Below are 12,067 nucleotides of genomic sequence, written 5' to 3'. Positions count from 1 at the left end.
GGCATTTGCTCCAAAATTTTTTTATTCTTTTGTGGATTCTTGAAAAACCAGCAACGGAAGCTGTCGTTTTTTGTGCATTTGTTGAACCAAATAAATTCCTGTCAGCAAGATGATCGGGAAAACGATCGCCCCTAGAATCCCAACCTGCAGCTGTTGTCCCGTCCATTCGACGATACTGCCGACGACAGCGGGTCCGATTGAACACCCTAAATCTCCTGCTAATGCCAAATAAGCAAATAGCGCCGTTCCGCCGTTGCGAATGTATTGCGCAGAAAGACTAAAGACCCCTGGCCACATGATCCCTACGGCAAAACCGCTTAAGCCGCAGCCAAGGAACCCGATCAATGGCAATGAAGCAAAGCCGATCATCATATACGCCAGTAGGCAAAGCAAAACACTCAAAAACATAAAGCGTTTCAAATCGATGCGTTCCCCGAACTTGCCGTAAAGCAAGCGGGAGATCCCCATCATCAAGGCAAAAACCATTGGCCCTGCTAAATCGCCTAGCGTCTTACTAACGCCTAAGCCCTGTTCGGCAAAGGTCGATGCCCATTGGCTGACTGCTTGTTCGCTGGCTCCAGCACAGACCATCATCACCAGAAACAGCCAAAAGCTTTTCAAGGAAAAGAGCTGCCGAGTGGTCAACCCTCGTTCTCCTCCGGCAACGATTGGCGCCAACGGGACTTTGGTAAAGAAAAACAAATTGACCAACGGGATCAGCGCCCAGATGATCGCCAAAATCGGCCACTGTTGAATACCGAACACCATGAAGAACGCAGTTGAGAACATAACGACCCCCACGTACCCCCAGCAATAAAACGAGTGCAGCATGCTCATCGTTTTTTCCTTATGTTCCGTTGGACAGGCTTCAACGATGGGACTGACTAAGACTTCCAGCAAGCCACCGCCAATGGCATACAACAAAACCGCTGCTAACAATCCGCTAAACGGGGTCGGAAACCATAAGGGAAAAACGGCTAGACCAATCAAGCCGATCGCTGCAAAAAAATGCGCGGCTACGATCGACACTCGATAGCCGATGCGGTCTACAAAAAAGATTGCTGCAAAATCGACGGCTAACTGGGTCAAAAAGTTAAAACTAACCAGCAAAGTAATCTGGCTGATCGGTAGCTGGTATTGGCTTTGAAAGGTCAAAAATAATAAGGGGGCAAAATTATTGATGACGGCTTGAACGATGTACCCTACAAAGCAAGCCGCAATCGTCGAACGATAACTTTTCATTTTCACTTCTCCTTTACTCGTCTTATCAGTATACCAAGTCTAATAAGACAGTAACCATGGAGAAAACACTTTTTTTACCCAGAGAATCTTAAGGAAATCAGGATTTTTCTTCCTTCAGATAATTCCCTTAAATGGAAGCAGCAAAAAAGCTGCCCTTACAGACAGCTTTTTCCGACTTATTCTCAAGGCTAGGCGTTTTTCTTCCGAGCAGCGATGGTTTTCATGGTGGCTTCAAAGATTGGGCCAATAAAGACGATACACAAGAGAGTACCTAACCCAACACTGGCGCCTAGCGCAAAACCGATCAAGACCATGGCTGCATCCAAGCCGATACGGATCGTTTTTTGCGTCAATTTGCTTCGTTTGTAGATCAAGGCAGTCAAGGCTTCTAACGCCGCTGATCCTTTGTTGGAAGAAACGTAGATACCAGCGCCGATCCCAAATAAGATCGGTGCAGCGAAAATAGCGATCCAAGGATAAAAAGGCAAATGAATCGATACTTTGTCCATCACTGGTTCAAAGATCCCAATCAACAGGCCTAAGCCAATCCCGTTGATAAAACTGCCAATGCCTAATTCGGCACGATCAAAGACTGCAACGAACAACAAAACAATAATATTAAAACACAAACTGGCAATCCAAAAAGGGACATCGACGAAATTCAAAATTCCTAGTAAAAACGTACTGATCGTATCATAACCTTGATGGGCGGTGATCAATAAGGAAATGGCCAACGCAATCAGCCCGGTACCTATCAAAACTTGTGCAAATTTTTTGGTTTCTTTCACAACATCACGCTCTCTTCTTTATTTTTCCTCTCTTAGTTTACCGTGAAAGCGTCACAATTACTATCATTTAATCACAAAAACCAGAATTTTTTTGAAGAAATCTAAATTCAATCAAGGGATTCATAATGCTGTTCATAGGTATCGCGAAACTCTTTGGGGGTCAGACCATTCAATTTCTTAAACATTTTGGAAAAATAGTTGGTATTGTTGTAACCAATACGATCGCCGATCTCACTGATCGTAGCTTTCGAATGAAGCAGCAGCTGCTGGGCTTGCTTGATCCGCACCAGATTGACGTACTGATTAAAGCTCATTTCCGTTTCTTTCTTAAAGAGCTGGCCCAAATAAACGACGCTGACATGCAGTTCTTCTGCCGCTGATTTGACCGTCAAATCATGGGTATAGCCTTCTTCGATCAGTTGGATCGTCTTTTGAACGATCTCCGAATAGCGTTTTTGCGGTGGCTGCGATTTCGCCAGCTCCAGCACATCATCAAAGAGCTGCCGCAAATCTGCCAGTGTATTAGACTCACGAATCCGTGCCAAAATCTGTTCATGGTTTTCATGGGAAAGTACTGGTAACTGCCGATAAATATCGTTGAACAACAAGAACGAAACATAGCGAACATGCTCAGGGTCTGCTTGGGTTTGTTCCAAAATAGCGAACATTTTATCCAGCTCATGTTGGATCGTTTTGACATCCCCAATGGTCAATGCTTTGTTAAAAGACAGAAACGGGAGTTCTTCGTTTCGCTCTAAAATATCCACGTGGATCGTCTGTTCTTGTAAGAACAGATCCGGGTAGAAGGCTTGCAGTGACTGAACCTGTTTGATTTTTTCATAGGCTTTATACAAATTCTCCCACTCGTTGATGGTCTCGCTCATGATCAACTGCCAGTCTGTACTATTGAGCTGCTGTGCCAGTGCTTTTAGGTCAGCGTTGATTTGCTGCCTTGGTCCAGTAGCAGTAATGATCACTTGGTTTTCATCTAATCGCCCTGGTAAGATCAATGGCTGATCGTGTTGCTGAAAAAACGTCGTGATTTTTTGTAAGATCTCAGCAGTCCCATTGAACTGCAAAACGGTAAAGGGTGCTGCTAGTGGCACCCGCTGTTGCGCCAGCAAATGGAGGTACTCGCTTTCGTTCAATTCATCATTCAACCAAAGCAGCAGGCTTGATTCTTGATACAGTTCTTTTTCTGCCAACAGTTTTTGCTGCTCCTCTAACTCAGCTGCAATTGCTTGTACACTGCTGCGTAGTTCTTCTTTGTTAACAGGTTTGACGAGATAATTACGCACACCTAACGCCATGCCTTGTTTGACAAAGGCAAACTCCTGATAGCCTGATAGAATGATCGAGAAAAATCGATTCCCAAACGCTTGTGCTTTGCGGATCATATCGATGCCGTTCATTTCTGGCATCCGAATATCCGTGATCAGCAAATCAACGGAATGCTCTTGCAAGTACTCGAGAGCTTCACTAGCACTTTTCGCTGTATGCACCACTTCAAAGCCCAGTTCTTGCCAAGGCAAGATCATTTGCAGCCCCTGCAAGATCATGTATTCATCATCAACGAACATTGCTTTATACATCTGTCTCATGCCCCCTTTGCAAACGTTTCTCATCTAAGCGGATCTTGACCGTAAACCCAGCACCTGCCTGAGATGTAACGTCCATTTGATAGGCGCTGTTGAACATACCCCGCAACCGTTCGTGAACATTTTTGATCCCGATCGAGGTTTGGGCTCCGATCTCCTGATTTTGCAGTTCTTCTTGGATCATCGCCAACTGCTGTGCATCTGCGCCTTTGCCGTTGTCTTTGACCTCAATCACGATCTGATCGACTTCTTTATAAGCCTTGATACTGATGGCATTATCATTGCGCTGATAATCGATGCCGTGAACAAAATAGTTTTCGACAAGCGGCTGCAGCGTGAACTTCGGCAATTCCAACTGTTCTAATGCCGAATCGATGGTTACATGATAGGCGATCTTATCTGGGTAGCGCATCTGAAACAAGTAGACATATTTTTCACAAAAATCGATTTCTTCTTTTAAGGTCTTCGTCTTTTCTTGCGTCGTATTGTTCCGTAGCAGTGCCGAAAAGGCATAGACGACATCCGCCAGCTCTTCTTGGTTGCGACTCAAGGCATACATTCGAATGTATTCTAACGTGTTATACAGAAAATGCGGATTGATCTGTGCTTGCAGCGCCCGCATATCGGCGTCTCGCTGCTTGATCTCTAACGTGTAGATGTCTTTGATATACTCGTTGATACTGTAAGTCATTTGATTGATGGCTTCTGCGATTTCTTTCAGCTCTTGTTGGACATTGGCGGTATCGATCCGCTTATCAAAATTCCCTTGACTGACTTCTTTCGTCGCATAGACGATCTGCTGTACTTGCGAGGTATAGCGCTTGAAGGTCCGATGGAGCACCCATAGGACCAATAAGAGAATCCCAATCCCAAAGCTAAAAATCCAAATGGCACTAGAAAAAATATCCCGCCAGATCACACCTTTTGACAACAAGATCAGTGACAACTCTCCGCTGACGGTCGTTTGTTTTTTGATATAAAAGTCTTTCGACAGAGTGTCGTGAATAGTTCCATGAGCCACCGCCTGATCAATTTTCGCTAAGGTCTGCTTGCTAAGGTTCGCGGCATCCTTGTATAGCCGCTGACCATTGGAGGTATACAAAAAACTGTTGATACCGTGCGTTTGGTTGTCTTCTTGTCGATTGGCTAAGACATCGTCTGAGTGAAAAATCACGTAGACTTGCCCTAACGGTTGCGCATAATTACTTGGTTGGGCGATCGAACGAACAAAAAACAGACGATTTTTCAAATCGATCTGCTTGCCGCTGCGTTTTTCTCCATAAGGGGTATCTGGGGTTGCCACTAGTGTCTCATTGCTTTCATCCAGTTGAATGATGATCTCTTCGATACTAGGATGATTACGGATCAAGCGATAGAGGATATTTGGCAAATACACACTTTGTCCCGTCTGGCGAAAAATATCATTACTATAGGAAAAATAGTCTGGCAATGAAAGCTGTAAATAATTGCGCAGCGATTCAAAAGCAGTATCCGAACTGGTAAATTCGCCTAATACCGTTGAGACGACCGCGTTTTGATCCTGCACGTATGCATCCAGCTGCATACTGGTGGCTTCCACGAGGCGTTCGCTGCTATTGAAGCGGTCTGCCCCAGTATATGCCGTCAGAACCAGCATGATAATAATCGAGATGATCACCAAGAGCACGCTATACAGCTGCATCAACTGATTGATCAAAAAGTCATGTTTAAACAAACGAAAGCGCTGCTTAGTCATGTGCCAAGTCCCGATCAATGACGGTTTTTTCCTGACTGATTGCCACATGGCACCACAAAATCAATAGACTAAAGGTTCCAAAGAGCAATAGCCCTTTCATCATCCAAGTAAAAGCGAAAATACTGGCAATCCCCACTAACAATTTTAGAAAGGTCGCCATATGAAGAAACAGACACACGAAGGACAATTTCAGGTTATTCCACAAGGAAATCTCATAGGATGTGTCAAAAACCACACTTAGTAAGTACAGTAAGATACTCAATCCGCTGACGACAACTAAAACAAAAGAGATCATCAGCCAAATCAAGCCTTGGATCTGGGTAGCTAAATACAAGTTATACACTAAGAAACCTGTCAGTAGGAAGAAAAGATAAAATTGTTTATTGGCTTTGACAAAGACGCTGCGCCAAATGCGCCATGCGCTGCGAAAGCTTTGATGCTCATAATTTAGTCCTTCTTCATGGATCAAGGTACTAATGGTATGAAACGCTGGACCGATCCCTAAGATTCCGCCACCTGCCAATGTCAATACGACGAAAAACAAATTCAACTTCACGATCGCCCAAATCAAGCGAAAGCCCTTGACCAACCCACTATTTGCTGTTTCTTCCATTTAAAATTCCTCCCTTATTTGTTCCCTATCGAAAATGTAGCATGATTTTAGCTTCCTACTCAAGCTACCTGAGAATCTTTTAATGCTATGTACGTTTTAGATGCTCCATGCTTGCTGCTTGAAGGTTAAAAAACAAAAGTAACGTTATTTTTTCATCAAAGATTTCGCTACTTACTTTAAAGAAAAAGCAGCCAGAAGCTAGACGTGGGAACCATTGGTCCTGATGCGTTTAGCCTCCGGCTTACTTGATCTATTGATTGGTGAGCAGCGCCTATTGCTTATTCTTGGCTTGCACGATACTCATCAAATTGTTTTTGCATTTCATCGCGGACCTTCTCCCAGCCAGCGGTTTTTAATTCTTCGTTTAGTTTCGGAACATTTTCTTCTGGATCGATCGTTCCCGTTGCTAAACTTGCTTTGTAACGGTTCATGACATTGGCGATATTCGTGATTTCTGTTTTCACATTATCAGTCTTGAAGTTGAACCCTAAGATTGGTGATGCTTCAGCGTTAGCAATATTTTCATCACGCTCTTTGATCATATCGTCTGTGATGGATTCTTGTGTATAAAGGATCATGTTGTTCCCAGTGTTCCAAGCAGCCATCCGGGTATTTGGCAAGTAGCCATCAAGGAGACGGATTTTGTTGTCTTCGCCCTCGATTTTTTCCCATGCTTCGCCTTCAACACCCCAAACCAATCCATTTAACAATTCAGGATCGCTGTTCAACAAGCCCAACACTTCCACCGCTTTTTCTTTGTTTTTCGAAACATTCGCTACGACAAAGTTTGCCATTTGCGCTTGACCTGTTGATTTTAATTGTTTCGTGATTGGACGTGAAACCAATTCATGACCTGCGGCATTGCTTAAGATCGTATCGCCGTAATCCATTGGTCCTTGGGTTTCTTCACGCATGAACCATGTGTTGCCTTCTAATGGGTAACCAGTCGTATTAGTGGCTGCATCAGTTGGGATCAAGCCTTCGTTGTACCATTTGTGCATCAATTTCAGGTTTTCCATTTGTTCATCATCTTCGTATTGATTGATGATCTTCGTTGTATCGCCGTCCAATTTAACAGCAAATGGGTAATCTTTCCCGATCACATAATCATAGTTTCCAGAAACATTAAAGGTTTGACCGATCGCAAACGGTGCGATGTTTGGTTCTTCTTCTTTAAACTTCTTCAACACGTCTTCGGCATCTGCATAAGATTCGATCCCACTGATATCCAAATCATATTTATCTAAATACTCTTTATTGAAGGTCAAGACTTGTTGGGCATAAATATTGCCGTTGACTGGAAAGGCATATAATTTTCCGTCGATCGTATTGCCTTTGATATAAGATTCGTCTAATTGATCATACGCTTCTTTGGCATATTTTGGTGCTAACTCCGTCAAATCTGCATACGCGCCTTTTTGCGCATTCGCAACATAGTTTGAGGCAAAGGAAATATCGTAGTTTTCACCCGATGAAATGATGGTACTCATTTTTTGATCCCAATCACCCCAGCCGATATACTGCAGATCGATGCGAGCGTTGGTTTTTTCTTCAATGCGTTTATTGGCGATCTCCATTAATTGATCAAAGTTTTCTGGCTTGTCCCCGACTTGATACATCAATAAAGTCGTTACACCGTCTGCATTGTTTTCTGAATCGGATGTTGCGCCGTTCGACCCACAGGCAGCCATTCCCAAAGTTGCCGCTGCGGCCATCCCAGCAAAAGCTGTTTTTTTCCACAAATTCATTTTTGTTTCCTCCCTATACTTATTTGATTATTCTTTGACGCCACCAATTGTCAGACCACCGACAAAATACCGTTGGAAGAATGGATAGGTGATCGCAATCGGTAAGGTTGCAACAACAACGATTGCCATGCGAGCAGTTTCGCTTGGCAAAGCGGCCAAACCTCCTTGGATCTGGGCAGCCATACCAGAGCTTTTGGCTAGATAGTCCAAGTTGCTTTGAATCCGCATCAAAAGTGCTTGTAACGGCACTAAAGAGTCTTTTTGAATATACAACAATGCATTGAACCAGTCATTCCAATAGCCAAGAGCGGCAAATAGACTGATCGTTGCGATCCCTGGAACGGCTAACGGCAACACGATGGACAGAAAAATCTTCATTTCGCTGGCACCGTCGATGCGCGCAGATTCTATAATACTATCTGGTACCGTCTTTTTAAAGAAGGTCCGCATAACAAGGATATTAAAAGGCCCTAAGGCAAGGGGTAAAATCAACGCCCAAATCGTGTCTTTCAATTGGATCAAGTTGACCATCACTAAGTAATTGGCAACCATCCCTGGCGCAAACAACATGGTGATCAAAGCGAAGATCGTAAAGAAACGACGGAATGGAAAATTTGAGCGAGAGATGACATAGGCATATAGCGAAGTCATCGTTGCATTGACGAAGGTACCAAAAACAGTGATAAAAATAGATACGCCAAATGCTTGGAAAATTTTGCTGCTCATTTGTCCGCTAAACAGGTAGGTATACGCTGCGAACGAGAATTCTTGTGGCCAAAAGCGATAGCCATTTTCTGCCAAAGAGGTTTCACTGGTCAATGAGATCGCGATCACAAAGAGAAACGGCAAGACACAGGAAATCGCGAACAGACCGATCACGATATTAAAAATCAGGTTGACCGTTGGGTTAAAGGAGCGGATCTCGACTTTCGTTACTTTTTTCTTCATTTATCCATCCTCCTTAGAATAATGCTGAATCTGGTTCTAGTTTACGAACAACCAAATTCGCTGTTAGTAATAGTAATGCCCCAACCACTGATTGATAAAGGCCGGCAGCTGCGGTCATCCCGAAGTCGCCTGTGGCAGTCAGTCCATTATAAATGTACGTATCTAAAACGGAGGTGACTTGGTACAACGCCCCAGAGTTTCGTGGGACTTGATAGAAAAGTCCGAAGTCGGCACGGAAGATCCCACCGATGTTCAAAATCAACAAAACAGAAATCATTGGAATCAGCTGTGGCAACGTCACATTTTTGATCTGCTGCCATTTGCTGGCGCCATCGACCATCGCGGCTTCGTAATACGTCTGATCGATCCCGACCACTGACGCATAATAGATGATGCTGTTGTAGCCTAAGCTCTTCCAGACATTCATAAAGACGAAAATAAACGGCCACCATTTCGGATCAGCATACCAGTTGATTCCTTCACCGCCCATACCCGTGATCCATTGGTTGATGATCCCTTTGTCTGGACTCAAAAAGGCATAGACAAAGTACGAAATAACCACCCAAGAAAGGAAGTACGGCAACAGGGACATCGTGTGATACACTTTTACCAAGCGCTTATTGCGCAGCTCACTCATAATAATGGCAAAGGCAATCGCAAAGAATAGGTTGAATGCTAAAAATACGATATTGTAGAGTAGGGTATTTCTAGTGATCAGCCAAGCATCATTGGATGCAAATAAAAATTTAAAGTTATCAAAGCCGACCCATGGGCTTTGTTTCAAACTGGCAAAAAAGCCGTCTGGTGAAATGTGGAAATCTTTGAACGCCACCACATTTGCGAATACAGGTATATAGAAAAAAAAGATAAACCAGACAACACCTGGCAAAGCCATCAATATCAATGCTTTGTATTGCCAGACATTCCTCCAAAACCCCTTTTTCTTCACATCTCATCATCTCCTTCATGCTACTAGAATAACGCTTTCATCCCTAAAAAATAAGGAACAAACTAAAGATAAAATGAAACAAATTAAAGGTCTTTGTTTATATTTTGTTTTTATTCTCTAAAAACCTGAAAAACGTCCTACCTTTTGCAAGATAGGACGCTTCATTGATTTGTTTTTTATGAATGATCAGTCGACAAAGCCGTTTTGCTGAATCACTTCGTGGAACCACTCACCAGACTTTTTGATGGTCCGTTTTTGGGTAGCCAAATCGACAGCAATAAACCCGTAACGATTTTTGAATTCATTCAGCCAAGACCAATTGTCCATGCAGGTCCACATGTGATACCCGCGGCACTGGCTGCCTTCTTGGATCGCTTGGTGAACATACCGCAAATGATCTTTGATAAAGGTGATGCGGTACTCATCTTGGATCTGACCGCTGGCATCGATAAAGCGTGTTTCATCTTCGACCCCCATGCCGTTTTCTGAAATATAACAGGGGATATTGCCGTAGTTGTCTCGTAGGTTGATCAAGGTATCATAGATGCCTCGTTCATAGATCTCCCAGCCTCGATGGGGATTGATTTTCTTTTCTGGCCAATCATACACATCGAAGTAATCTTCTGGCATTGGTGTGTCCGCTGTTTTGGCAGAACGCTTTTGCTGCACCCGCCGTGGCTGATAATAGTTGACCCCCAAGAGATCGACCGTGTTTTCTTTAATGATCTGCAAATCTTCTGCCCTGGTTTCTGGCATGATCGCCAACTCGTTTAAGACAGCGATCAATTCTACAGGAAAGGTGCCTTTGACCGCTGGATCTAAGAAGGATCGGTTAAAAAAGGCATCTGCCAGTTGCGCCGCTTGGACATCTTTTTCATCGTTCGGATCTTTCGGATAAGTCGGTGTCAAATTCAAGATGATGCCGATTTCGCCTGATTGCTGAGATTGACGGAAGCGTTGGATCGCTAAGGAGCTGGCGAGTGCTTCATGGTAGCCGACTTGCACCGCATGTGCCAAGTTGATTTCTGCTGGGTAATGCTGTTGATACAAATACCCCATCTCCACTGGCACGATCGGTTCATTTTGCGTGATCCAATGACGGACTTGATCACCGAACAACTCAAAACACAAAGCAGCATAATCTGCAAATGCTGTGACAGTCTCGCGATTGAGCCAGCCGCCTTCTTTTTGCAGTGCCATCGGCATATCAAAATGATACAAATTGATGAAGGGTTCGATGCCATTTTCGATCAAAGTGGCGAAGTACTCGCGATAAAACGCCACCGCTTGTTGATTGACCGCCCCTCTTCCTTCTGGCAGCAAGCGACTCCACTGGATCGAGGTTCGAAAAGAATTAAAGCCGATCTCTTTCATCAACGCCACATCTTCTGGGTAACGCTGCAGCAGCTGGACGGTATCTTTTGGTCCCCGTTTTTGATAAAAACGTTCTGGCTCCGTTGCGTACCAATAGTCCCAAATCGAATCACCTTTGCCATCATCGGCCGTTCGTCCTTCAGTTTGCGGACCGCTGGCAGCAGCTCCCCACCAAAAATCTTTAGGAAAATACAGGTTAGTCATGGGCAGTCACCTGCTCTTTGCCTAACAAGAGACAGCCGATAATCCCGCTTTTGTTCGGCAAGCCCCAAGTGACGATGTAGTCTTCCACTGGTGGTGTCTCCATATAGCCTGCCATTTGTTTTTGGAAGGCTTGTTGGATTTGAGCGAGTAGATGCGGCTGATTCATGACCCCACCGCCTAAAATGATTTTCTCAGGTGCTAAGGTCAACGTGATATTGACCAGCGCTTGCCCTAGATAAAAGGCCTGCAACCCCCAAATCTCGTGCGCTTGCGGCAAGTCTTGTCCTTTGATCCCCGTACGTCCTTCTAAAGAAGGCCCTGCGGCTAATCCTTCCAGACAGTCGCCGTGATACGGGCATGTACCAGCATACGTATCTTCACTGTGACGTTTGACATAGGTATGACCGATTTCTGGATGACCGATCCCCTCGAAAATCTTTCCTTCACGAACGACTCCTGCGCCAATGCCGGTTCCTACTGTCAAATAGACACAGCTGTCTTTGCCTTGCGCCGCTCCTTGGCGTAATTCCCCATAAGCGGCAGCATTGACATCTGTTGTCCAAGCAAATGCTGTCTCTGGGTAGCGCTTCTTCAATGCACCGAGAAAATCGAACTGCTGCCAGCCCTGTTTCGGCGTCGCTAGTATGTGGCCATAGGTCGCTTGGGTTGGATCGATCCCGATCGGACCAAAGGAACCGACCCCTAATGACACGAGATCGTAGGGATCGAAAAAGGCAAAGATCGCCGCTAACGTTTCCTCCGGTGTTGTCGTTGGGATCGACTCTTGGGCGATGATCGTCAACTGTTCATCGGCAACGGCACAAATCATTTTTGTGCCGCCGGCTTCAATTCCTCCATAAACCATCAT

The 12,067-nt window shown here is 44.5% G+C and carries 10 protein-coding genes; all 10 read right to left on the bottom strand.

Going from position 1 to position 12,067, the window contains the following annotated elements:
- Window positions 1–21 precede the first annotated feature (21 nt).
- Window positions 22–1,242, bottom strand: a complete 1,221-nt coding sequence (locus ACI3E5_RS06855; RefSeq protein WP_231472410.1) for an MFS transporter — start codon at window positions 1,240–1,242, stop codon at window positions 22–24.
- Window positions 1,243–1,430: 188 nt separating this feature from the next.
- On the bottom strand, window positions 1,431–2,030 hold the full coding sequence (locus ACI3E5_RS06850) for a YczE/YyaS/YitT family protein (RefSeq protein ID WP_194185456.1): 600 nt from the start codon (window positions 2,028–2,030) through the stop codon (window positions 1,431–1,433).
- Window positions 2,031–2,137: 107 nt separating this feature from the next.
- Complete coding sequence (locus tag ACI3E5_RS06845) at window positions 2,138–3,622, bottom strand: response regulator (protein ID WP_498821156.1); 1,485 nt, start codon at window positions 3,620–3,622, stop codon at window positions 2,138–2,140.
- Window positions 3,615–5,363, bottom strand: coding sequence for a sensor histidine kinase (locus ACI3E5_RS06840; protein ID WP_231472408.1), 1,749 nt, complete (start codon window positions 5,361–5,363; stop codon window positions 3,615–3,617). The genes ACI3E5_RS06845 and ACI3E5_RS06840 overlap by 8 nt, the downstream gene beginning before the upstream one ends.
- Window positions 5,356–5,976 carry a DUF624 domain-containing protein gene (locus ACI3E5_RS06835; protein ID WP_231472407.1) on the bottom strand — a complete coding sequence of 207 codons (621 nt, stop codon included), beginning with the start codon at window positions 5,974–5,976 and terminating at the stop codon, window positions 5,356–5,358. Before ACI3E5_RS06835 ends, ACI3E5_RS06840 begins: the two co-directional genes overlap by 8 nt.
- A 278-nt stretch (window positions 5,977–6,254) precedes the next feature.
- Window positions 6,255–7,724 (bottom strand): ABC transporter substrate-binding protein, encoded by a 1,470-nt coding sequence (locus tag ACI3E5_RS06830; protein ID WP_005225517.1) that lies wholly within the window; start codon window positions 7,722–7,724, stop codon window positions 6,255–6,257.
- Window positions 7,725–7,751: 27 nt separating this feature from the next.
- Window positions 7,752–8,672 (bottom strand): carbohydrate ABC transporter permease, encoded by a 921-nt coding sequence (locus tag ACI3E5_RS06825; RefSeq protein ID WP_005225516.1) that lies wholly within the window; start codon window positions 8,670–8,672, stop codon window positions 7,752–7,754.
- A gap of 13 nt (window positions 8,673–8,685) precedes the next feature.
- Window positions 8,686–9,567 (bottom strand): ABC transporter permease, encoded by an 882-nt coding sequence (locus ACI3E5_RS06820; protein WP_086294872.1) that lies wholly within the window; start codon window positions 9,565–9,567, stop codon window positions 8,686–8,688.
- Window positions 9,568–9,807: 240 nt separating this feature from the next.
- Window positions 9,808–11,199 carry a glycoside hydrolase family 1 protein gene (locus ACI3E5_RS06815; RefSeq protein ID WP_231472406.1) on the bottom strand — a complete coding sequence of 464 codons (1,392 nt, stop codon included), beginning with the start codon at window positions 11,197–11,199 and terminating at the stop codon, window positions 9,808–9,810.
- The gene (locus ACI3E5_RS06810; RefSeq protein WP_005225513.1) at window positions 11,192–12,067 is read right to left on the bottom strand and encodes an ROK family protein; all 876 of its coding nucleotides are present in this window, start codon (window positions 12,065–12,067) and stop codon (window positions 11,192–11,194) included. Before ACI3E5_RS06810 ends, ACI3E5_RS06815 begins: the two co-directional genes overlap by 8 nt.

The organism is Candidatus Enterococcus avicola (assembly GCF_047470845.1).
Classification (GTDB): domain Bacteria; phylum Bacillota; class Bacilli; order Lactobacillales; family Enterococcaceae; genus Enterococcus_D; species Enterococcus_D casseliflavus.
Note: the sequence above shows the minus strand (reverse complement) of the source record. Positions and strands in the feature narration are given on the sequence as shown.

Coding starts and splice junctions, on each gene's coding strand:
- ACI3E5_RS06855 (WP_231472410.1), bottom strand. CDS start 1,242: ATGAAAAGTTATCGTTCGACGATTGCGGCTTGCTTTGTAGGGTACATC.
- ACI3E5_RS06845 (WP_498821156.1), bottom strand. CDS start 3,622: ATGTATAAAGCAATGTTCGTTGATGATGAATACATGATCTTGCAGGGG.
- ACI3E5_RS06840 (WP_231472408.1), bottom strand. CDS start 5,363: ATGACTAAGCAGCGCTTTCGTTTGTTTAAACATGACTTTTTGATCAAT.
- ACI3E5_RS06835 (WP_231472407.1), bottom strand. CDS start 5,976: ATGGAAGAAACAGCAAATAGTGGGTTGGTCAAGGGCTTTCGCTTGATT.
- ACI3E5_RS06830 (WP_005225517.1), bottom strand. CDS start 7,724: ATGAATTTGTGGAAAAAAACAGCTTTTGCTGGGATGGCCGCAGCGGCA.
- ACI3E5_RS06825 (WP_005225516.1), bottom strand. CDS start 8,672: ATGAAGAAAAAAGTAACGAAAGTCGAGATCCGCTCCTTTAACCCAACG.
- ACI3E5_RS06820 (WP_086294872.1), bottom strand. CDS start 9,567: ATGGCTTTGCCAGGTGTTGTCTGGTTTATCTTTTTTTTCTATATACCT.
- ACI3E5_RS06815 (WP_231472406.1), bottom strand. CDS start 11,199: ATGACTAACCTGTATTTTCCTAAAGATTTTTGGTGGGGAGCTGCTGCC.
- ACI3E5_RS06810 (WP_005225513.1), bottom strand. CDS start 12,067: ATGATGGTTTATGGAGGAATTGAAGCCGGCGGCACAAAAATGATTTGT.